Annotated in this window: 12 protein-coding genes; 4 read left to right on the plus strand and 8 right to left on the minus strand. The window is 35.1% G+C overall.

What is annotated here, in order from left to right:
* Nucleotides 1–69 precede the first annotated feature (69 nt).
* From ACPF9A_RS17305 to ACPF9A_RS17315, 3 genes are all read right to left on the minus strand, one after another.
* Entirely contained in the window at nucleotides 70–1161 is a 1092-nt protein-coding gene (locus tag ACPF9A_RS17305) for a GDP-L-fucose synthase family protein (protein WP_423998836.1), read from the minus strand.
* A 95-nt stretch (nucleotides 1162–1256) separates the two neighbouring features.
* Nucleotides 1257–2372 (minus strand): GDP-mannose 4,6-dehydratase, encoded by a 1116-nt coding sequence (gmd, locus tag ACPF9A_RS17310; RefSeq protein WP_423998838.1) that lies wholly within the window; start codon nucleotides 2370–2372, stop codon nucleotides 1257–1259.
* Between the two features lie 249 nt (nucleotides 2373–2621).
* Complete coding sequence (locus ACPF9A_RS17315) at nucleotides 2622–4811, minus strand: Ig-like domain-containing protein (protein WP_423998840.1); 2190 nt, start codon at nucleotides 4809–4811, stop codon at nucleotides 2622–2624.
* A 309-nt stretch (nucleotides 4812–5120) separates the two neighbouring features.
* Between ACPF9A_RS17315 and ACPF9A_RS17320 the strand changes: the two genes are divergently transcribed.
* Nucleotides 5121–6014, plus strand: a complete 894-nt coding sequence (locus ACPF9A_RS17320; RefSeq protein ID WP_423998842.1) for a polysaccharide deacetylase family protein — start codon at nucleotides 5121–5123, stop codon at nucleotides 6012–6014.
* Nucleotides 6015–6025: 11 nt separating this feature from the next.
* Complete coding sequence (locus ACPF9A_RS17325) at nucleotides 6026–6961, plus strand: nucleotide-diphospho-sugar transferase (RefSeq protein WP_423998844.1); 936 nt, start codon at nucleotides 6026–6028, stop codon at nucleotides 6959–6961.
* Between the two features lie 74 nt (nucleotides 6962–7035).
* Here the strand turns inward: ACPF9A_RS17325 and ACPF9A_RS17330 are convergent, their stop codons facing one another.
* The 5 genes from ACPF9A_RS17330 to ACPF9A_RS17350 form a co-directional block, all read right to left on the minus strand.
* On the minus strand, nucleotides 7036–12675 hold the full coding sequence (locus ACPF9A_RS17330) for a T9SS type B sorting domain-containing protein (protein WP_423998846.1): 5640 nt from the start codon (nucleotides 12673–12675) through the stop codon (nucleotides 7036–7038).
* A gap of 213 nt (nucleotides 12676–12888) precedes the next feature.
* Nucleotides 12889–14214, minus strand: a complete 1326-nt coding sequence (locus ACPF9A_RS17335; RefSeq protein ID WP_423998848.1) for a UDP-glucose dehydrogenase family protein — start codon at nucleotides 14212–14214, stop codon at nucleotides 12889–12891.
* 73 nt (nucleotides 14215–14287) lie between these two features.
* On the minus strand, nucleotides 14288–15562 hold the full coding sequence (locus ACPF9A_RS17340; protein ID WP_423998850.1) for a nucleotide sugar dehydrogenase: 1275 nt from the start codon (nucleotides 15560–15562) through the stop codon (nucleotides 14288–14290).
* A gap of 34 nt (nucleotides 15563–15596) precedes the next feature.
* A complete protein-coding gene (locus ACPF9A_RS17345) occupies nucleotides 15597–16622 on the minus strand; it encodes an NAD-dependent epimerase/dehydratase family protein (protein WP_423998852.1) in 1026 nt (341 codons plus the stop codon).
* Between the two features lie 84 nt (nucleotides 16623–16706).
* Nucleotides 16707–22337 (minus strand): PKD domain-containing protein, encoded by a 5631-nt coding sequence (locus tag ACPF9A_RS17350; RefSeq protein WP_423998854.1) that lies wholly within the window; start codon nucleotides 22335–22337, stop codon nucleotides 16707–16709.
* 393 nt (nucleotides 22338–22730) lie between these two features.
* Here ACPF9A_RS17350 and ACPF9A_RS17355 point away from each other — a divergent pair, with 393 nt between their 5' ends.
* Nucleotides 22731–24671 carry a polysaccharide biosynthesis protein gene (locus ACPF9A_RS17355; protein WP_423998856.1) on the plus strand — a complete coding sequence of 647 codons (1941 nt, stop codon included), beginning with the start codon at nucleotides 22731–22733 and terminating at the stop codon, nucleotides 24669–24671.
* Nucleotides 24672–24706: 35 nt separating this feature from the next.
* Nucleotides 24707–25480: a polysaccharide biosynthesis/export family protein gene (locus tag ACPF9A_RS17360; protein ID WP_423998858.1), complete on the plus strand. Its 774-nt coding sequence runs from the start codon at nucleotides 24707–24709 to the stop codon at nucleotides 25478–25480.
* Nucleotides 25481–25490 lie beyond the last annotated feature (10 nt).

Below are 25490 nucleotides of genomic sequence, written 5' to 3' on the forward strand. Positions count from 1 at the left end.
GCTTTCTTAATAAAATTAAAGGTTGTAAAACACCTGTTTTTTATATATCCAAGAAATAAAATCTTAAAATTATTCATCCATTTTGTTGTACCATGAATAAACTTTTAAAATTCCCTTTTTTAGTTCCATTTGATGTCTCCAACCTAGTTTATTTAATTTAGATACATCCGTTAGTTTTTTCATAGTACCATCTGGTTTCGAAGTATTGAATATAAAATTTCCATTAAATTCTAATTGATTTTTTACCAAAATAGCTAAATCTTTTATACTGATATCTATTCCTGTTCCAATATTTATATGTGTATTTCTTATTTCTGTACTCTTGGAATAAGTATCTGAGAAATTTCGGTTTTCCATAAGGAACACGCATGCATCTGCCATATCTTCTGACCATAAAAATTCTCGCATGGGATTACCAGTACCCCAAATTTCTACGGTTACATTACCATTTGAATTTTGATTAATACCAAATTTGCTTAATATGTTCAATATTGTCGATTTTTCACTTGAGCCATCAATACCTTGAATAGGAAGCTTATTTAAATCATGATTAATTAAATCCCAATTATTTTCCTTTAATGCCTTTCCTAAATGGATTTTGCGAATTAAAGCTGGTAAAACGTGCGATTTTTCTAAATCAAAATTATCATTGGGTCCGTATAAGTTAGTGGGTATTACTGAAATAAAATTGGTTCCATATTGTAAATTATAACTTTCACACATTTTAATCCCTGCTATTTTGGCTATAGCATAAGGTTCATTAGTGTATTCTAAGGTATCTGTCAATAAATAGTCTTCTTTCATCGGTTGAGGACAATTCTTTGGGTAGATACAGGTGCTTCCCAAGAATAACATTTTTTTTACTCCGCTAATAAAACTCTGATGAATAACATTATTTTGAATCATTAAATTTTCATAAATGAAATCTGCTCTATACGTATTGTTTGCCACAATGCCACCAACCTTTGCAGCAGCAAGTATGACATAGTCAGGCTTTTCTGAGTCGAAAAAATCCTTAACTTGTTTAGGTTCTACTAAATTTAACTCGGCGTGTGTACGATATATTAAATTGTTATAGCCACGTTCAGTTAAGTTTTTAACTATAGCACTTCCAACTAAACCGCGATGACCGGCTATATAAATTTTAGAGGATTTATTCATTTCAGCATTCAGAAAACCCCTAAGAGGATGATTAAATTTGGATAATTAATTACCATCTTAGGGGTTATTGTTTAAAAGTAAACTATTTAACTATTCTATTCGAAATAATTTAAAATTCGGTAACCGCCATCTTTTAGATATTGGTCTTTCTGCATCAACTTTACATCGCTTTGCATCATATCTTTAATTAAATCCTTCAGTTCATATTCAATTTTCCAGCCTAATTTGGTCTTGGCTTTCGTTGGGTCCCCTATAAGTAGCTCCACTTCAGTTGGTCTAAAGTATTTTGGGTCAACACTTAAAACTTCTTTCCCAATCTCTAACTGAAATTCTGGATTGTTACAAGCCTTAACAAATGCTTTTTCTTCTACACCTTCACCTTTAAACTCCAATTCAATACCTACTTCTTGAAAACTCATTCTTACGAATTCTCTTACTGGAGTGGTTTTACCCGTAGCAATTACCCAATCTTCTGCTTCATCTGCTTGAAGAATCATCCACATCATACGTACATAATCTTTTGCATGGCCCCAATCTCTTTGGGCATCTAGATTACCAAGGTAAATTTTATCCTGTAAACCTAGTGCAATTCTTGCTGTGGCACGTGTAATTTTCCTTGTAACAAAAGTTTCCCCTCTTATAGGCGATTCATGATTAAATAAGATGCCATTACAAGCATACATTCCGTAAGCTTCTCTATAGTTTACTGTAATCCAATAAGCGTACATTTTAGCAACAGCATACGGACTTCTAGGGTAAAATGGTGTAGTTTCTGATTGTGGAACTTCTTGTACCTTACCATAAAGTTCTGATGTTGAAGCTTGGTAAATTCTAGTTTTCTCAGAGAGACCTAACATTCTTACTGCATCTAAAATACGTAGTGTACCAATACCATCTGCATTTGCAGTGTATTCAGGTACTTCAAAAGATACATGAACATGACTCATTGCTGCCAGATTATAAATTTCATCTGGTTGAATTTCTTGAATAATACGAATCAAGTTTGTACTATCGGTCATATCACCATAATGTAATATGAAATTTCTATGTTCTACATGAGGATCTTGGTATAAATGATCTATACGATCTGTATTAAAAAGAGAAGATCTTCTTTTTAGACCATGAACGATATATCCTTTTTTTAAAAGGAATTCACTTAAATAGGCACCATCTTGTCCGGTAACCCCTGTAATTAATGCAACTTTACTCATATTAAAAATTTGAAACTTATTCAGTTATTTTATTATCTAATGTCTTTAACGAAGTATTATTGAAAAGATTGGTTAAATGGAGTCAAATTTATTTTTTATTTTTATTAATTTAAAATAAACATATTAATTAATATAGTTAATTACTTGCTAAATGATTTTTGTATACTTTAAGGTAAATTATAAGTAATGTTTAAAATAAAAAGGCTATCATATTATATGATAGCCTTTTTATTTTAAACATTGGAGCATTTAAAAAGCTCCAATGTTTACACTATTACTTCTACTTTCATCGTTAAACGAGTTAAATACTAAATTTAGAATATTAGATATATTTAAACCATTATTTTTAAGTGGACTTGCGTCTTGTAGTTCAAGCCCGGTTACATCAAAACTACCGTCCTGTACACTATTTTCATTTTTAAATAAAGGATTGCCTTGTATGTTGTTTTGTGACTGAAAACCATTAACAGAAGATGCGGAAGTGCTGCCACCATTAAAATGACAATTTCTAAATAGCGTATTAGAATTAAGATAATTATTACTGTGCTCGGTTAAAAAGCTATTGGTTGTATTGAAACTAGTGTTGTAAAATTTATTATCCGAGTTGTTCATGGATACCCTTAATCCATATTCTACATCATAAAATGTACAGTTAATAAAATTATTGCTAATTGGACCTTGGGAATTTTGATCTTGGCCATCTTTGAAAATAACTGCATATCTACAGTTTTTTACAATTATATTTATAAAATTATTTTCTACTCCTGATGTAAATGGATCAACTCCTGTATCATTATGTTGGCTATAGTCATAATCTCCAAAAAAGATACCACCCCATGCATTATCGACAATAATATTTTTGAATGTATTGTTATACGATCCATTTGAAACAGTAATGGAACTTAATTCATTGCCTGAATCATAAAAACTTCCTTGGATATTTCCATTCTCAAAACTATTATTATAGACGTTGCCGAATTCAGTTTCTATTCCAGTGTTAATAATTTCAAAATTTGAAATTAAATTATTATTTGCTCCATTCTTTAAAGAAAATCCGTGACCTACATGAGGAACATTCGCTAATCTTTCAATTAAATTATATTTTAAAACTAAATCATGTGCATTTCCATTATCTGAACTCAATAGTATAGAATAATCAACTCCATTTGTCATATTATAACTATAAACAACATTATTTTCAACTATTCCAGTATTTGTACCTCGAATTGTAATACCCTGTTGTTCTGGATTTAAAAACGAACAGAATTCAATAGAAAAATTTGATGCTCTGCTTGCTGTTATTCCTTCACCATAGTATCTGTCCGGGTGTGAGCTGTCAGTTAGTTGAACATTTAAATTACCTTGTTCATGAAGAATACAATTAATTGCTTTAGCTCCATTGCTATCTGCATTTATAAAAATTCCAGTAGAATAACCACTTATAATGAAATTGTGTAGCTCAATATAATCTGAACCAATTAGAAATGCATTTTCACCTTTAACATAACTTTTTTTGAACATTGGCATTTCATTTGAACTAGGGCTATTTTTATAATTAAATTCAATATTATTCGAATATCGAGTTGTTCCTCTTCTGCCTTTTGTATCCGTATTTAATAAACTCTGTTTGGAAGCATCAATATCTCCAGGTGTACTTTTATATCCAACAAATCTGATAGGAGAACCAGCTGTTCCGTTTCTAGTAAAAGTGGTATTTATATTATTGTATTCTCCAGCTTTTACGTATACAATATCACCAGGTTGCGCTTGATTGACTGCATGTGACCAATTCCAAGCTGAATTTTCTGATTTACCATCATTATTAGAATTCCCGTTGGAGGTCACGTAAAAAATATTTTCACCTGATGTAGCAAATGCTGAATTGGTTACCGTAACGGTTACTGTTGCCTCTTGAGTGGTTACTGTATTATCTACAGGGTCTGTAACCTCAGTAGTATAGGTAAAAGTATCTTCTGCCGCTTCTTCTGTAGTGGTAGACTCAGGCTCGGGTGTTGGGGTAGGTTCCGGTTCTGGAGTTGTTTCCGGTTCTGGAGTTGTTTCCGGCTCTGGGGTCGATTCAGGCTCGGGAGTTGTAGTATCTTCCGTAGTATCGGTAGTGTTTATAAACCCGTCGGGTATGTAAGTAACAGTTTTGTTATCATTTAAAATAACCTCTCCATTATTCGGAGATGATACGCTAATAATTTTTACATTTTCCCAATCAGGAAAATCATCATTAGACAATACATCAATAATAATACTTTGATCAGGTTGCGTCGTAACAAAATCATTTCTGATTAAAACACCTATTTCTGAAAATTGATCGGTATCGTTAATAACGTACTCCGATAATAAGTCAGCATCTTTCGAGCATGATGTTAAAAAAATTGAAATAAGAATGGCCGTAGACAATTTGGGAAATCTAAGGTTTAAATTCATAGGTAAAGTAGGTAAAGTAGGTAAATCGTGTTAATGTATATTTTTTTCAAAAATTCAACTTTTTATTGAATATGTCGATTAAAAACTCTTTTATTCGATGAAATGCACTAAAAATATATCTTTTAGGATTAAACGTTCTAAAACACGGTTTGGATGTTTAACCATCTACTTATTCGATAAACTACTTCTTTTTTAACAAATACTTATTATATATAGCTATAAATACAATTTTAAAACCTATAATTTGTTTATAGTATACATTCAAAGAAATAAGGAATACAACTATCTTTGCGAAACGAAATATTTTAAATGAAAGATACCATACTTGTTGATACGTATGCTCAAATTAAACATTGTCAAAATGGAAAATTTAGGGCAGGTGTAAGGTCTTCGGCTTTAGATTTATTAAGTCTTAAGCATAAATTTTTTGGAGAAGAAAAAGATTTAAAAACCCCTAGAGTTCAATTTTTATATTTTCATCACATTTTTAAAGATGAGTTGAAAAATTTTGAACGTTTATTAGAATTTCTTTCAAAAGATCATATTTTTATCAGTCATTCTGAGGCTGTTCATAGGTTAATTAATGATGAAATTGATAAACCTTATATCGCATGGAGTTCTGATGATGGTATTCAAAATAATATGCTAGCTGCGCAAGCACTTAATACATATGATGCTAGTTGTTGCTTTTATATTAACCCTGCAAGTATAGGTTTGACAGATGTTGATCAAATTAAAATATTTTGTCAAGAAAAATTAGAAATGCCACCTGTAGCTTTTTTAAATTGGAGTGAAGTTGAGCAATTACAAAAACAAGGTCATGAAATAGGTAATCATACTTTTAAGCACGATATGGTGTCAAAATTAACTCAAACGCAATTTGAAGAGGACTTTCTAAAGGCCGATGCTGTGCTAACTGAAAAGTGTGGTCCCATAAAACATTTTGCTTATACCTATGGTAAATTTGAGCACTTTACAAAACCTGCATTTGATTTTGTTATGAATAATGGATATGAATCTTGTATTTCAGCATCAAGAGGTAGCCATGTAAATGGTCATGGTAAACTTGATAAGAATGCTGTTTTTTTAAGAAGAGATCAAATAATAGCAGATTGGAAACTATCTCATATAAAGCACTTTTTAATTAAAGGGGTGCAAGAACTAGAGTACGAGACCAATTTTTTGCCTAATTCATTAGTTTAAATTTTTTAATAATGTTAGATACCCCAATACTTTTTATAATTTTCAATAGAACTGAGGTTGCTTTAAAATCTTTAGAAGCTATTAGAAAAAGTAAACCGAAAAGAATGTATATCTCGGGTGATGGTCCAAGACCTACTGTTGAGGCAGATATTAGTAAAGTTAAAAATACTCGTGAGGCGGTTATTAAAGCTATTGATTGGGAATGTGAGGTCAAAACCTTGTTTCAAGACGAGAATCTAGGTTGTGGCCCCGGTGTATATACCGCGATTAACTGGTTTTTTGAACATGAAGAACAGGGTATCATTTTAGAAGATGATTGTGTCGCCAGTGAGAGCTTTTTTCCATTTTGTGAAAATTTATTAAACCAATATGAAAACGATAATCGTATTGGTTTAATTTCAGGTTTTAATCAAGTTGGTTCAATTCCAGTAGATGATTCGTATTGTTTTTCTAAATATTCTGTGTGTTGGGGATGGGCTACCTGGCGTAGGGCTTGGAAGAACATGGATTATGACATGGTATGGAAGTCAGGTGAATATGAAGATTCTATCTTATCTAACTGTGGTTATTTAGGGAAAGATTATACCTATTGGAAGCGAAGAATTAAAGCTGTTGAAACTGGGCTAGTAAGTGCTTGGGATTTTCAATGGTGTTATAGTGTAGCATCTCAAAACCAATTGGGTATTTTTCCTGAGGTTAATCTCATTAGTAATATAGGATATGGTGAAGATGCTACCCATAGTTCTAAAAGTCCGTTCATGAATTATGATAAGCGAGAAGAGCTTTCTTTTCCACTGCGCCATCCGAAATATATTTTGCCGCAAATTGAATTTGATAAATCGTTTTATAAAGAAAGAAACACACTTATTAATTCTTTAGCTTGGTTTTTTCCAAAATCGGTTAAAGATGCGGTCAAAAATATGCTTGCTGTTTTCTACAATAAATAAAAAAAGCTGTTCAACAATTATGTTGAACAGCTTTTTTTAAATCTTATATGTTACTTTTTAAATCTATTGGCTAATTATCTAATTAAGCTAAAATGACCTTTAAATTGAATATTTCTATTATCATCTAAGGCATCGGTATATTCAATAACAAACCAATAGTCAGATTCTGGTAGTGATATACCATTATAGGTGCCGTCCCATCCAGGACCGAAAGGATCTAAGTAATGTACCAGTTTACCATGTCTATCATATATTTCGGCAACTACATTCGTTGTTAAATTGGGGTCTGCCAAACCTAAAGGAAACCAAGTATCATTTGACCCATCTCCATTAGGTGAGAAATATGTAGGATAGTTGACAATAAGGAAAGGATCACTTTCTAATGTAGAACCACAACCTTGATTTGATCTAACAAATATCGTGTGCAATCCTCCGACCACATTTTGAAAGAAATTATCTGCTTGGTACGGACCATCGGGATTATCTAAGCTATACTCAAAATCGGTATAAGCGAAAATATCATCATTGATAATAGCTCTAACCCGATTACCTGAGTTTAATTCATAACCTTCGGCAGTAATTTCGACCTCAATATTTTGTGCTAAAGGGGCATCTGTAACGTTCACTACATACTCCAAACTTCCACCACAATTTATGGTATTGCCTATAGTAAATATTCTAAGGCTATATTCACCAGGTTCGGTAACATTAAAAATAGCTTCTTCTATTCCATCTCCATTGCTATCGTTATTCGGTGTCCAGTCATAAATATAACCGGTACCTAGGTCAGTACCAATAGGTACAGCGCTGCTTACTCCATTTGAGTTGGGACAAAGCGACACTTCGAAAGGAAGGTCTATGATTGGTTCTTCTAAAATAGTAACGTCAAATTCAGTTTCTGAAAAGCAATCGGTGTTATTTGGTGATTGTGCAAATATATAAATAGTCTGAGCTTGATTTATTTGGCTACCTGCTGCAAGAAGTTGACCGGTACCATTTGCGCCTGTGTAATAGGTATTGTTAGCGTTTAAATTAGGTAGTATATAAAATTCACAGCCTTCAACATCGCTCAATATATCCGCTACCGGTATTTGTTCAATGGTCAAGGTTACTGCAATTCTATTATCGCTTATACAATCTGTAATAGTATTAATCGCTTCTGCATAGTAAGTATAGGTGCCAATAGCCGAATCGGTAGGGGTAAAGGTAAGGCCGGTGGCGATACTCGTGCCACCTGCAGCAGTAGTGTACCAATTAATAGTATTATCCATGTCATCTAATGATACCGCTAAATTTGGATTAGCTAATCCTTCGCATATCGTAGCGTTGATTGGATTCGTAGCATCATCTATAATAGGGCAGGAGCAGTCTGGTGCAAATGTTGATGAAGTTGCTATACAGCCATTATTATCTGCTGTAATTGTGATAGAGGTAATGTTTGACGGAATATCTATTATGGTATTTCCACTAATAGTACCAGCAGATGTAGTTAAAACAGCAGTAGGTATATTATTTGAAAATTCAACAGAGTAGGTGTTTAAGTCAGCGCTACAGTTTGGAACCATCAAAGTTAATGATGGTGTGTCATTAATAGATACTACAAAACTGGTTTCATCAAAACAGTTTGGTGTGGTGCCAGATTCTGCATAAATATATATCGTTTGGGTACTTGTAATGTCCGAGCCTTCTAATAAATTAGTGCCAGAGCCATTTGGGCCAGTATAATAAAGATTATCGACAGATAATGCAGGGAGAGTATACGAGGCACATTCAGTAATGTCTGCACTCGTGTCGGCCACAGACATTGGGTTAATGGTTAAAGTTACGGGAACCCTGTTACTTATACAGCCTGAAGCAGCTTCTGTTGCTTCGGCATAATAGGTATACGTACCAACTGCAGTTTCTCCGGTAGTGTAAGTTGTTCCACTACTTAAAAGTGTACCTGCCGTACTTGCATCATACCAATTTATGGCATCACCATTCGTTCCTAAATCTACTGAAACATCTGGAGTGGCAGTTCCAAAACAGATTGAAGGGTTATTTGCATTTACTGGGTTGTCAATAACAGGACAAGAGCAATCTGGGGCTGTTACCGTAAGAATTCTAATGCATCCATTATTATCCACTGTAATATCTAAATCATTTCCTGCTGTAATACCCGTAACTGTATTACCAGTAAGAGTGCCTTCACTTGCTGCGGTTATAGTACCTACATTTAATAATATATCAACATCATAAGTTAGACGATTTGGAGCACATATGCCCACTGTTGTAAGGTCTACCACCGGAACCGTATTTACAGTTACCGTAGCAGAAGTTGCAGGTGTTAGGGTAAGAGTACATGTGCCGCTTTCAATACTACTGATTTCTATAGTCACATCGGCAGTAGCTGCTGCCGATGTTACAGTTTCAGTACCTGTAGCACCTATTGTTATCGTTAAAGATGTTACACCTCCGTCAAAAGAATACGTAATGATATCGCCAGTGGTTCCTGTAATAGTAAATTCAGCATCCTCTCCTTCACAAATATTTGCTGCTACGGCAACAGGTGTAATTGCAGTTGGTGCGGTTGTTACGTTTAGTGTTGCTATTGATTCTTCGAAACAAAAATTGTCATCACCCATAACACGAACTCTATATTGATAGGTATCTTGCGCTATTGCTACCCCAGCAATGGTAAGTTCTGTTGTAGTTGTGCCAGAGTATGGAGCAACTTCTGTAAGTAAAACAAAGGTAGTACCCCCGTCAGTACTTTCGTACCATTCGTAAACTATATTTGTGTTAGGAGCTGGTCTTGTGGCTACCACCGTAAATACAGCATCTTCTCCCTCACAAACGGTTTGATCTGTAAGTTCGCCCCCGGGATTAATTATTGCGGGCAATGAAAAACTTCTAACATTGGCACTTACTGGCGTAGTATATCCATCAGTTCCGGTTACAAGTCCGTTGCCATCAATGGCTGGGATTCCGTTGCCGACAAAATCATCAAGATCATCATTAGTAAAACCAGCTTCTGTGGCATCTGGGCAACCATCATCATCGGAATCCAAATCATTACAATCAGGTATGCCATCACCATCGTAATCAAAATTGATTCGGATATTATCATAATTACCGGCTTCTTGGTTGTTTGCTACATTAATAGTGTGCGTTATTCGCAACAGTAATAATTGTCCTATGGCAGCAGAGCCAGCTGGTATTGGTACATTATATGAAATATCTGTCCAAGTGCCATTAGGCGTTTCGTGGGGTTGTACAGTTCTAGACCCTAAAACAGTAAAACCACTACCGTCATCATAACCAGCTTCTAATAGGCTGGTGCCATCATTTCTAAAGCGATCTTCAATATCCAAGCCATCACCTATAGCTACAGTTATAATATAACCACCTTCTATAATTGTGGGAACTCTATTAGTTAAGTTATAAGCAAAACGGTCTTGAGTTATTGAAGCAGTACCATTGATAAATACAAATGAGTCATTGTCATATCGCGTAGCATCGCCTGGCGCTGCGGTAGGGTCATCAGGTATGCCAGATCCATCAGCATAATAATTAGGAGAATACGGTAGTGTAGTTGCTGGGTCAATATAATCTTGAACACGAACTAAAGATGTCCCTACAACCGAAAAATCGCTCGGTAGCCAAAAATCTGGACTTCTTGTCCCCATCAGTGGATTACCTTGATTAGATGGTGTGTCATTTCCAGCACCTGGGTCGTAAATAAAATTATTTAATGGAACTTCAAAAGCATAAGCTTCCCTCATTAATCCAACTGTAGTTAAGTTGCACCCCTCATTAATATCAGTAATACCATCATTGTCGTTATCCTTATCCAATAAATCAAAATCATCGCTGTTCGCTGGTAAATTTTGAGTATAACCATCATCATTCGCTAATCCATCGCCATCGGTATCTATTGGGTTACAAGTATCCAATAAATTGTTGAAAACGGCATTTGTGGGACCACTATAACCTGTGGCGTAACCAGTAATTAACCCATCGGCATCTACTGCACCACCGGCTAAAGAACCAGTGCCGCCATTAGCATGACCGGCTTCTTCAACATCAGGGCAACCATCATTGTCGCTGTCAGTGTCAAAACAATTTGATATTCCATCGTTATCGGTATCCTTTACTATTCTTATATTATCATAATTTCCTGCTCTTTGATTTAGAATACCATTTTCTGTATGCGTAATTCTGACCACTATACCGTTTCCTAATGCACTATCTCCATCAACTATATTTACGTTCAGGGAAAAATCTGCCCAAGTACCTGGTTGAGTTTCATAACCTTGAATTTCTTCTTCATCAATTAGAACCCATACCGGAGGGGTTAAAATATTATTGTCATCGTCATTGTAATAACCTAATTGTATTAAACTAAGGCCATCATTTCTATATGGGTTACTATTATCTATACCATCACCTATGGCTACACTTAAAATATAGGCACTTTGTTCATATGTGGCATATACATTAGATAATTCCATATAACCGGTACCGTTAATAAACGCTAATTGATTTCCATCCGTAACGGAATAATAGTTTGGATTTAAGGCTGGTGGTGAAATTAACCCTTCAATACCAGCACCATCTGGGGCGGTAAATACCCAGCCTGTTTGAGGTGAAGCACCAGGTAAATCATCTTCAAAACTAAAATTTTCAATAGGTATTTCACACTCATATTCATCTCTGATGCCATCATTATCATCGTCTAAATCAGCTTCATTTAAAATGCCATCGCCGTCATTATCTTTATAAAGTGGGGCGCATGCATTTAAATTGTTATCCAAAACTTCTTGAGTACTTCCTGAATATCCTGTTGCGTATCCTGTTACCAAACCAGTTGTTGGGTCAATGTTGGTTCCCATTAATTGCCCTGGGGTTAAAGGGTTTGTGCTAGCTGTATGTCCTGCTTCAATTACATCAAAGCAACCATCTCCGTCACTATCGGTATCAATACAGTCATAAAGCCCATCTCGATCAGTGTCTTTAACGATTCTCAGATTATCTAAATTAAGTTGAGCATCCGCACCAACTCCTTGATGACTTATTCTAATTAATAAACCTTGACCAATATTTATGTCACCAGGTAGTATAGAGAAATTGATATTGAAACTAGTCCAGCCTTCAGGTGTTTCGGTTGCCCCATCTATGGTGCGAATTGCTCCTGGAATTGTTGTAAAGGTTGTTGCGTCAGAACCAAATCCTAATTCTACAACTGTAATTCCGTCACTTTGATATCCACCAGATCCAACTTTATCTCCTAAATCAAAATAAAAGAAATAGTCTGCGTCGTCACTTACAGTTATAGGATTGTTTAATGTTAAAATAGAGTTTCGGTTATATGAATTTAGAGCTAAATATTGAACTCCTTCAGGTACATAATCATAAGTCGTAGCAGCGTTAGCGGATTCCAAGGCAAAATTATCATAATCTTGTATATCCCAGGCACTAATAAAAGGTGCCTCAAATCCACCGAATGGAACAATAATTTCGCATTCCTCACTATCTAAAATACCATCATTATCATCATCTAAATCACATACGTCACCAATACTATCACCATCAGTATCAGCATTTGTTGGGTCCACAGTATTTGGGCATAAATCAACAGCATCTAAAATACCATCAAAGTCAGCGTCTTGTGCGTTGGCAATAAATGAAAAAGATAAAAATAGAAGTGCTAAATAGATTGTTCTTTGCAGCATAGTAGTTATTTATAAAAAACGTATCAGTTTAAGGGGTCAAAAAATGATACGCAGTAAAAATAGTCAGCAATTTACCTAATAATTTCATTAATCGCTGAATCGCAAAATTACTAGATAAGAGCCTAGTTATACTATTAATTTTTAATTGATTATCAACAAAAAAGGTCAAGAACAACGTTCTTGACCTTCATATACTTCTTATCTAAAAAGTTGTTATTTCTTACCTATCTGGTAGTAGGTAAACCCTTTTTCTGGCATATTCAATGCCGTATATTGGTTTCTACCATCAAAAATTATAGGCTCTTTTAATCTTACTTTTAGTTCTTCAAAATCTGGAGATCTAAATTCTTTCCACTCTGTTAAAAGTATCATGGCATCCGCATCTTTTAACGTGTCATATTTAGAATCAAAATACGATACATTTTCTACATCCTTTAAATAATGACTTTTTGCTTCGTGCATTGCTTTAGGGTCATAGGTGTTTATTTTAGCACCTCTTTTCACCAAATCTCTTATAATATAAATGGCAGGAGCTTCTCGCATATCATCGGTTTCAGGCTTAAAAGCAAGACCCCAAATAGCGAAAGTTTTACCGGTGAGGTCTTCACCAAAATGACCAACTACTTTATTGGCAATAACAAATTTTTGGTCGTTGTTTACTTTCTCTACCGCGTCGATTAGTCGAGGGGTATAACCATGTTCTTGTGCAGAGCGTTTTAATGCTTTTACATCTTTAGGGAAGCATGAACCACCGTAACCACTACCTGGGTAAATAAAGCTGTATCCGATTCTACTATCAGAACCAATACCAACTCTAACCTTATTAACATCTGCACCTACCAATTCGCAAATATTTGCAACTTCGTTCATGAACGAAATTTTGGTTGCTAGCATCGCATTTGCAACATATTTCGTCATTTCTGCAGATCGTACATCCATAGAAATCATTCTATTTTGTGTTCTAAAGAAAGGTGCGTATAGGGTTCTCATTTGCTCTTCAGCTTCTGGAGTCTCTACACCAATAACAACCCTATCTGGTTTCATGAAATCATTGATAGCATCTCCCTCTTTTAAAAATTCAGGATTTGAAACTACTTCAAAAGGAATATCAACACCGCGTAATGTTAAGCGTTCTTGAATTTTAGCTTTTACTTTATCTGCTGTACCTACCGGTACGGTTGATTTGTCAACAATAATGAGCTTTTGTTGCATATGGTCGCCAATATCTGAAGCTACTTGCAATACATATTGCAAATCTGCTGCGCCATCTTCACCCATTGGGGTACCAACTGCTATAAATGCAATGTCAGATTTAATAAGTGTTTTAGCTAAATCAGTGCTAAAACGTAATGTTTTGTTTTCATAGTTCCTTAAAACCATTTGGGTTAAACCTGGCTCGTATATAGGAATTATTCCTTTCTCTAAATTGGTGATTTTATTCTCGTCAATGTCAACACAGGTTACTGTATTTCCCATTTCAGCAAAACAAGTTCCGCTTACTAAGCCAACATATCCTGTTCCGATTACTGTTAAGTTCATGCTATAATTTTAATTTTTGGCAATAAATTTATTAACTCAATTTTATAATTGAAAATTATCTCGTTTTATAGGGCTATAAACGTGCTGTATAACCACTTGTTAATTTCCCTTTTATATCGTAAACCAACGTGTTTTTATTTTTAAAGCAAGATAAGTCTTCTTTTAAAAACTTTTCATGCGCAACTGCCAAAACAATTACATCATATTTGTCCGTAGGTTTTTCTTGTGTTGTAATCAATCCGTACTCATGTTTTACTTCTTCTGGGTCTGCCCATGGATCATAAATTGTCGTGTTAACTCTATAATCATTTAAGTTTTTGACCAAATCAACAACTTTCGTATTTCTAACATCGGGGCAATCTTCTTTAAACGTAACCCCAAGAATCAAAACTTTCGCATCTTTAACTTGTAAGTCATGCTTAAGCATCAATTTGATGATTTGAAGGCTAACATATTCGCCCATACCATCATTGATTCTTCTACCTGCTAAAATTAAATCGGGATTGTAACCATTTTCTTGTGCTTTTTGGGCTAAATAATAAGGGTCAACTCCAATACAGTGTCCACCAACAAGACCCGGTTTAAACGGTAAAAAATTCCATTTCGTACCTGCAGCTTCTAAAACATCATTGGTGTCAATGCCTAATAAGCCGAATATTTTAGCCAACTCGTTCATGAAGGCTATATTGATGTCTCGTTGGGTATTTTCAATAACTTTCGATGCCTCTGCAACTTTAATAGTAGGGGCAAGGTGCGTACCTGCCTTGATGACTGATTTATATAATTCATCAACTTTTATTCCAATTTCAGGAGTAGATCCAGAGGTAACTTTCAATATTTTTTCTACCGTATGTTTTTTGTCTCCTGGGTTAATACGTTCTGGGGAGTACCCAGCGTAAAAATCTTTATTGAAAATCATACCGCTGGTTTTTTCTATAACAGGAATACAAACCTCTTCTGTAGCACCTGGATAAACAGTTGATTCATAAATGACAATATCTCCTTTTTTAAGAATTTTACCAACCGCCTCACTAGCTTTAATCAATGGAGTGAAAACAGGTCTTTTTGTGTCATCTACAGGTGTAGGTACCGTAATGATATAATAGGTGCAATCAGCTAAATCGTTAATCGAGGTAGTGCAAATTAATCCAGTTTCTTTTTGATTAAAGTTTGCTATTAAAACTTGTTCAAGGTCTACATCTGAAAGTTCAAGGGTAGTATCTTTACCTGATTTTATTTCATCTACCCTTTTTTGATTAATATCAAAACCTACAACTTTATATTTTTTAGCGAAAAGCGCAGCCAAGGGAAGTCCTACATATCCTAATCCAATAATTCCTATTTTCATTCCTTAATTGTATATAAATGTTCTGTTCTAAATTTTATTTATAAAAATCACTATACCACTTTACAAATTGATGAATTCCATATTTAATATCAATTGTTGGTCGGTAATTATAATTTTTTTTAAGCTCCTCTATATCTGTCCATGTTTTATAAACATCACCATCTTGCATAGGTAACATATCATAGGTCGCTTTTTTACCTAATTCTTTTTCTAATATATGTATTAAGCTCATTAGTTTAACTGGCTTGCCATTTCCTATATTATAGATAGCATTGTTATTATTTTCTGAATTGCTTATAAAACCTTTGTCTACTATTTTATGTATGCCACCAACTACATCATCTATATAGGTGAAATCTCTTTCAAGATTACCATTGTTATAAACGGGTATGCTTTCATTTTTCAATATTGCCTGCGTAAATTTAAAATAGGCCATGTCCGGTCTACCCCACGGTCCATATACGGTAAAAAACCGTAATCCGGTTGTCTTGAAGTCGTATAAATGGCTATATGTATGTGCCATGAGTTCATTGCTCTTTTTTGTGGCGGCATATAAACTAACGGGACTATCAGTAAAATCGGATGTTTTGAATGGGGTAGCGGTGCTATTACCATATACACTAGAACTACTTGCGTAAATTAAATGCGGCACCTTTGTTGTCTTGCAGCCTTCTAATATATTAAAAAAACCTACAATATTACTGCTAATATATTTCTCAGGATATTCTAGGCTATAACGTACACCTGCTTGTGCCGCTAGATTACAAACAATATCAAATTTATTTTTATTAAATACCTCATTGATAATTAACGAATCTTCTAAATTACACTTGATGAATTTAAAATCTTCATAGGAGGAGCTTTGCATGAAATTGTTGTCGTCAGTGATAAAATTTTCTCGAATACCAAGTTCAGCTAGTCTTGCAAACTTTAAATTAACATCGTAATAGGTGTTTAAATTATCTAGACCAATTACATGATGCCCAGACTTCAGTAAGGAAAGGGATAGATGATAGCCAATAAAGCCCGCAGCGCCAGTTACAAGTATTTTCAAAATCATTAATTTTATAGAAATACAAATGTAACTATTGCCGTAGTAAATTTCTTTACTACGGCACTATTAATAAAAGTTAAATGTCCAGTGTTATTTAACTTTTATGATTTTTTTATACGTGAATTCATTCGTCTCCACTCTAGTGATTTCGATTAAATATAAACCATCGGATAAGAATGAAACATCAATTGCAATTTCTTCAGGATGATCTTCATTAACAATATTTTGAAATACTAATTTGCCATAGGAGTCATAAAAACCTAATGCTATAGATTCATTCATAAAATCTGATAGGTTGATATTTAGATTTTCATTACCTACCGGATTTGGATAAACTATTATATCCTTTAGATCTGCATTGTTTAAAGTGGTATTTATCGCTGTAACAATTATAATTAAATTGGTTGTTGCTGTTACCCCTTCCGCATCAGTAACCACTAATGTTACTTCATAAGTACCTGGTGTATTGAAGGTATGTGTAGTGTTTACTCCATTACCTTTTATACCATCACCATAATCCCATGCGTATGAGATGATACCCTTGTCATCTGAAGATGCTGACGCATCAAAATTTACAAGTAAAGGTGCCTCACCGTTTAATGGGTCGGCAGTCGCAGAAGCTATTGGAGCTAAATTCCCTGTTTCACTTGTAGAAACTGTAATTTCTATGGTGGCAGTGTCGGTAAGGCCTTCAGCATCAGTTACAGTTAAGATTACATTATAAATACCATCAGTTTCAAATGTATGTGATGTTTCAATACCAGTACCTGGTGAAGATCCGTCGCCGAAATTCCATGAATATGTTGTGATTGCCTTATCATCTGATGAAGCAGAGGCATCAAAATTTACTACTAAAGGAGATTCGCCACTAAGTGGGTCGGCAGTTGCTATTGCAATTGGAGCTAAATTTTCTGTTTCTACAGGTAGTACCGTAACTTCTAATGTAGTGATGTCAGCTAATCCTTCTTCGTCGGTTACTGTCAACATAGCAAAGTACTGTCCGATTTCATTATAAGTATGTGAGGTTTCAATACCTGATGTAACTGGAGAACCGTCACCGAAATTCCATGAATAGGTTATAATCTCATTATCATCTGAAGAGTCAGATGCATCGAAGTTTACAATTAATGGTGTTTCTCCGTTTAACGGTGTTGCACTCGCTATAGCTATCGGTGCTAAATTACCAGAGGTAGATGGAGATACCATAATTGTTAATGCAAATGTATCGGTCAAACCTTGTGCATCGGTAACTGTTAAAACAGCATTATAACTACCAACAGCACCATAGGTGTGAGAAGTTTGAACACCTGAACCAGTAGAAGATCCGTCACCAAAGTTCCAGGAGTATAAAGTGATACCATTATCATCGGTCGATGTTGTTGCATCGAAATCGACTAACAGTGGGGCTTCTCCATTAATAGGGGTGGCAGTTGCCATTGCAATCGGTACTGAATTACCTGTTGTAGCCGGAGAAACTATAATTTCTATACTAGTAGAATTAGATAGCCCTTGTGCATCGGTTACGGTCAATAGTGCAGTATACGTTCCTACGACCGTATATATATGAGAGACTTCAATCCCCGTTCCATTCACAGAACCGTCACCAAATTCCCATGAATAAGTTGAGATACCGTTATCATCTGAAGATGCAGATGCATCAAATTCTACCAATAGAGGAGCATTACCATTTATAGGTGTTGCTGATATTTGAGCTATAGGTGCTAAGTTAGTTGCTGTAGCTGGTGAAACTATAATTTCTATCGTTTCGGTATCGGTTGATCCTTGAGCATCAGTTACCGTTAACACTGCGTTGTAAGTGCCTTCGTTGTTGTAAATGTGTGAGGTTTCTATGCCCGTGCCATTTACAGAACCATCTCCAAAATTCCATGAATAAGTAGAGATACCGTTATCGTCTGTTGAACCTGTTGCATTAAAAGCTACTAGCAAAGGGGCTTCGCCATTTATCGGAGTAGCATTGGCGACTGCTGTTGGCGGTGCGTTTAAAGGTGCTTCAACTGTAATAAGAATATTTTCTGTATCCGTTAAGTCGGCAGAATCTACTATGGTTAGTTGAGCCGTAAAGTTACCTACAGTAGTATAAATATGAGAAGATGTTATTCCACTGCCAATAACTCCATCTCCATAATCCCATGAGTAGGAAACTATGGTATTGGCACCGGTAGAACCAGATGCGTCGAATGATACCTCTAATGGTGAATCTCCTATTTGGGGTGTAGCCACAATATTAGCAATAGGGGCGCCACTAGAAGTGATTTCAATTACTTCTGTATCTGTATCACCGTCATTAGCTGTAACGGTTAAAACGACATTATAAGTTCCAGAGTAAATGAAAGTTTTGTTAACATTTACACCTGTAGCAGTAGTTCCGTCTCCAAAGTCCCAACTGTACGATGCTATTTCTGAATTATCATTAGAATTAGAGCCATTAAAAGTTACATTTAAAGGAGCAGTTCCGTTTGTAGGAACGGCAGAAATAATAGCCGTCGCCGGTGTATTTCCCCCATTTTTGGAAAGGTTAATAACTCTGAGGTTATCATAGAATACAGTACCTGCATTTTGCGAATTATAATTGGTAAAAAGCCATAAATTTAATGTGGTAAGTCCGGCAGGAACAATAAAAGTTCCTTCAAAATTAGTCCAACCTGAGCCAAACGTATGGAATAAAATGTTTCCATTAGTGGCATTATCAGGGCTAACCTCAAATCTTGGAACACCATCAGTACCGTCTGCATCTAGAGAAATAGATATTTCATCACCAGCGGCGATACCTAAAGTGTTTAAATTAAGTGCAATGTTATGTCTAACAAATGGAGTGCCAGTATCCGCATTTACAAGCTTAAGTGAACAATCAGAACCATTTGTATTTTCTGAATTACCTACAGCGATTTCCAAATCATTAGATGTTCCCTTTGGTAAGGTTATGGCACTGTCTTCATTAATTAATTGATTTGGACAACCGTCTGTTTCGTCAATAACGGTTACCTTAAGGTCGAATACGGCAGTACAACCTTGTGCCGTGGTCATTACAAACTGACCTTCGTTGGATATGTCTACAAGGCCATTATTTCTTTCTGGATTAGTCCCCTGAAAAACGTCAGTATCTATTTTATACGCGTACCCAGCACTTGCTCCTGAGCTAAAAGTAGGGCCGTTCTCTTGTGGTGTGGTTACGTAATACTGATTCCCTGTCGTTTCTGCTCTTATGAATACTTCTGCACCTTCTTGAATGGTTAATGAATTACCGCTTAACCAAGTACCATTAGTACCTATTCTGTATTGAGCGGTAATAGCAGTAGAAGAACAATTAACAACTTGTGGGTTACCTGTATCAATACCTTGTTGGTAGTATTCTTTTATTTCAGACTCCCCAAGTACTTTGTTGAATACTTTAAGTTCGTCTATTTTACCGTTAATCTCATCGGTAATTCCACTGCCATTGGCATAACTAGGTAAGTTGGCCGCTGTTCTTTGGTCAAAGAAACCAGAAGAAGTAAAATGACTCTGTAAACTACTGTCGTCTCTGAACGGTATCGTGCCGGTCAATTCCTTCCATGAAATTAGTTTTCCATTGGCATATAGCTTTGCGGTAATTCCATCATAGGTAGCTGCCATATGCACCCAAGTATCCATAGGGGCACGCCCAGCATAAAGGTCTACGGGCCCGTTATTGGTTACAAAAGCCCATTTGTACATGGTATTGTGGAATCCAAAAAAAAGTGTACTTACATAATCATGGCTGAACAGACCAACGTTGGCTACTTTAGTAGTTCCAGGTATTGTACTACCGGCTGAATTTCTGTAGGCCCATGCCATTACAGTAATCTGGTCATCTAATGTTTGTAAGGATGGGGAACTCGGAATGTCGATTAAGGCATTACTACTGTGTTCAAGACCATTGAATTCTATTGCATTGTCGATAATTCCGGTTGTCCAATTGTAATTCCCACCATTGGTAATGGTATTGCCGTTGTCATCGCGTTCAACTATAGTAGCGTCATTGTTATAATTGCTACTATCGTTTGCAAAGCTTCCAGTTGTTTCATCGAATTTCATATCAACTACTAAATTGGTGTTTGTAATCTGTAGTGGTAGTGCAGTACCTATTCTTATTGTTCTTGAAACACTAGGAGTTCCATTGGCATCTATTGCAAATAACATATAATACCCAGGCGGTAAAAGGTTGCTGTTAGGAATCGTTAAATTATGACTAGTACCTGGAGTAGTTGTCAAAGGAATTCTCCTTTGCTCATTATTCGTTGAGTGGGTAGCTGCTGAAAATCTTACTAAACTAAATGATTCTACAGCAACATCAGTATTTATTGCTAGTATGTCACCATATGCTGCCATCGGGTTATTGTTGTATGGTCCTGTGCCCAATGTATTACCAGTTATAGAAGTAATAGATGGTCTCGCTGCTAACATATCGGCAGAATTAAATAAATATGGTGGACTGTAGATTTCGGCGCTGAAATGGTTTACGCAATCCAAAGTGCCATCACAAAGCCCACCACCACCAACGAAAACTCTCCCGTCAGTCATTAAAATTGCAACACTATGGTATGTTCTAGCTTCTGCCATGTCTGCAACAGTTTCCCAAGTCCCAGGGCCGCCACTTGGTGAAGGAGTATAAAGTTCGGCTTCATATCGAGCGTCTATATCCGTGAATACCGCGCCGCGACCTAAACCGCCCGTTACCAGTACTTGCCCATTAGGTAAAACTGTGCTATTATGCATTGTTCTGCTTAAGGCTAAGTTACCAGCACTAATTACATTTGCGTTAGTCCCATAAGGCACATTGATATCGATTACAAAAGAATTATTCTTTGCAGGGGTGTCAGTTATTGAACTTGCCCCATACGATTCTGCTCCACCAACTTTCAATATCTTTCCCACATCGAACATAACGGTTGTCCCTTTCATGGAATACGTATCGTTAGATCTAAAACCAGCACCGGTAATATCTCCTCCAGATACATCTGGGTCTATCCAATGCATTAGTTCACCTGGTCCAGCATGAAAAAGTTTTCCGTTGGGCGCCGGCCAAAGCCAAACATGATTATCTACTCTATAAAGACCTTGTTGCTCTTTTGCTAAATCACTTGCAGTATATAAAGATTCCCCTGTTATATTGGGTAAATTTACCCACCCAGATTCAGGAGTCCATAACTCTGCTGCTTTTCCGCCATTATTGCCAGCGCCTCCGCTCCAAGAACCGCCAACGGTAAAAACCGCACCGTTTGAAAGAGTGGTGTTACCTTGATATCCTCTAGGTATGTTCATGTCTGAAGCACGCGACCAAACACCAGTTATTGGGTCGTAAATACTGGTTCTTTCGCTGGTTGATCCGCCTGCAGAAAGTATACGGCCATCTGCCAAGTTATTAATACCAGGACAGAACATGTCGTGATCGGTTTGTGTAACGGTTTCGCCTAAAGCTTGACCAAAACCTCCATTTAGTGTCGGATCAAAAATTTGAGTGTACGTCATTCCATCGCCAATTTCAACAAAAGTATTTCGAAACTGTGAGGACCATGTAATTAATCGACCATCTGGTAAATTAGCTACAGCAACAGGTACTATGGTAAATGGTATAGGAGATCCCCATTCACCATCTTGTGTTGGTGTTTGAGATTGAGATGTAGAAGCACAAAACAATGTAAAAAGTAAAAAATATAAATTGTAAAATGGTATGCGTTTCATTTTTTTGTAGAATCTAAAATGTTACATTCTGGGGACACATTTCTTAGATACAAAGATACTTCTGTAAATGCGAAATTAAATAACAAAACGCTGAAATCCACTAAATTGTCGATTAAGTACGTCAGGCTTTTTTAGTCTAATTGTGTATAAAAAACTTACTAGTACCTTTTGTGAAATATAGTTGTAGAATATTCGTTTATAGAATGGATTTAGTAAATTTGCCTGATTGTCAGTAAATAAAGCAAAGTTATTAATGTAAATGAGATGCTATTTTCTAATCTAAAAACTTTTAGACGATGATAAATGCGAATTAAACGAATATAAATTAGATAATTTTATTTAAAGATAAACCCATTTTATATTCGTACTTCGACAAGTCCAAAAAAAAACAGAATGACCTACTTTGACCTACCTAATAATATAAACCGATTTGCATCTAAATGGATAGTTTTGGCTATTGATGTTTTGATGGTCGGTATTTGTTTCATACTATCTTATTGTATCAGATTTAATTTAACTTTTGATTTTGATGTAAATCAATTGTTAGTGCAATTACCAGTAGTCTGTTTAGTAACGGCTATTTCATTTTTAATAATCGGTTCTTATAAAGGTGTTATTAGACACACTGGTGTGCGTGATGTCTATAATATTTTTAACACCATTTGCTTATCTAGTATTTTATTGATAGTAATGGTGCTTATAAATAAGGAGTTAGATATATTTGAAAACTTTACAATACCTCTTTCAATTATAATTATATATAGCTTACTCTCATTTATAGGCTTGACAGCTTCACGATTTGTTTTTAAATCTGTTTATAATGCTATATTGACCAAAGATATAAAATTGCATAAAAATGTAATTATATATGGTGCTGGTGAATCTGGTATTTTAACGCATAACGCATTAACTCAGAATACCCAAAATAAAGTAAGAGTATTAGGTTATATAGATAATGATAATAAAAAAGTAGGTAAACAAATTAACGGAATTGATGTATTCAGTAGAAGAATTCTTACCGAAGAATTTATTCTTAAAAATAATATTACCGAAATTATTTTCTCGATTAATAAAGGTATCTCTCCTAAAAAATTAAGAATTTTAGTAGAGCGATTGGTTGACTATCCTGTTGAAGTTAAAATAGTACCGCCGGTTGAAGATTGGATCAATGGTGAGTTAAAAGTATCTCAGATAAAGCAAGTTCAAATTGAGGACTTGTTAGATAGGGCACAAATAAACATTGATAATAGTAAAATTGCTAATGAACTTAATAACAAAAAAGTATTGGTTACCGGTGGTGCCGGTTCTATTGGTAGTGAGTTGGTTAGGCAAATATGTACTTATAATTATAAATCATTAATAGTAATCGACCAAGCGGAATCTGCGTTGTATGACTTGCAACAAGAATTAAAGCAAAACGGATTTCACAATTTTATACCCATTGTAGGTGATGTAAGAGATAAAAATAGACTGAATACTATTTTTGAAGAACACAAACCGAATATGGTATTTCATGCTGCAGCGTATAAGCATGTGCCTTTAATGGAATACAATTCGTATGAGGCGATTAAAATAAATATTGCAGGAACAAAGAATATATCTGACTTGTCAATCATGCATGGCGTTGAGAAATTCGTTTTCGTTTCAACTGACAAGGCTGTGAACCCAACCAATGTTATGGGTGCGAGTAAAAGAATTGCCGAAATGTACATTAGTTGTATGCAGCAAGAAGGTAAAACTAAATTTATAACTACTAGATTTGGTAATGTGTTAGGTTCTAATGGATCGGTAATTCCTCTTTTTAGAAAACAAATCGAAAAAGGTGGTCCAATTACATTGACTCATAAGGATGTTACTAGGTATTTCATGACTATACCAGAAGCTTCTCAATTAGTTTTGGAAGCAGGTTCAATGGGGCAAGGAGGGGAAATTTTCATCTTTGATATGGGCGAATCGGTTAAGATTTTTGATTTGGCTAAAAACATGATTAAACTATCTGGGCTAAATTATCCTGATGACATTGATATTAAAATTACTGGCTTAAGACCAGGTGAAAAGTTATATGAAGAGCTGTTGGCAAATGGCGAAAGTACAATGCCTACATACCATAAAAAAATAAAGATTAGCAAGGTTAGAGATTTGGATTATCCTTTAATAAGAACTAAAATTGACGAACTTTGTATTACAAATATGTTTTTTGCAGGTGATCCTGTAATTTTAATGAAAAAAATAGTACCGGAATTTGTGTCCAATAATTCAGAATTATGTAAACTCGATGATACTAAAAATTCTAATGAAGAGAGTATACCATCTTTAAAAATTGTTAAATCCTAAATAGTTAATCAACCTTATTATTTTAAAAATTAGTTATGATCAGAAAATCAGTAGTTAAGCTTTGCAGTTTATTTATCATTTGTTCTTTGCTTTTAGTTTCGTGTGCATCGAAAACAGATATTGTTTATTTTCAAAATGCAGGAGATTATGAAACAATTGTTTCTGATAATTCTCATACTAATAAATTTAAAATAGATGATGTAGTGACTATTAATGTATCTACGTTAGATCCTCAAGCAAGTTTACCTTTTAATTTGTTCAAAGGAGCAGAAGAAGGTGGTTTTCGACCAGAACAATTAGATTATATTATTGATAAAAATGGTGAAATTGATTTTCCGGTATTAGGTTCAATAAAAATAGTTGGTCTATCACCTGAAGAAACTAAACTTTTTTTAAAGGAAAAATTAAATAACTATTTAAAAGATCCAATTATCAATATTCGATTAAAAAACTTTACCGTTTCCGTTTTAGGTGAGGTTTCAAGACCAGGTACTTATCCTGTTAATGGTGAGCAAATAACGGTGCTTGAAGCCATAGGGTTAGCTGGCGATTTGACTATTAAAGGTATGCGTAAAAACGTTATGGTTATAAGAGATTTTAACGGTACCAAGGTGTATACGAGAATTGATTTAACACAAAAAGAGTCTTTAAATTCTCCTGTGTACTATTTAACCCAAAATGATGTGGTGTATGTAGAACCTAATAAATCTGCAGTTACCTCTTCCGCGTTAGATAATAGAGCTTCAATTTGGGTGTCAATTGCTTCTGTATTAATCACTTCAACAGTTCTTATACTTACAAGGCAATAATAATTACGAT

Source organism: Maribacter sp. IgM3_T14_3, assembly GCF_049603095.1.
In the GTDB taxonomy this organism is placed as follows: Bacteria; Bacteroidota; Bacteroidia; order Flavobacteriales; family Flavobacteriaceae; genus Maribacter.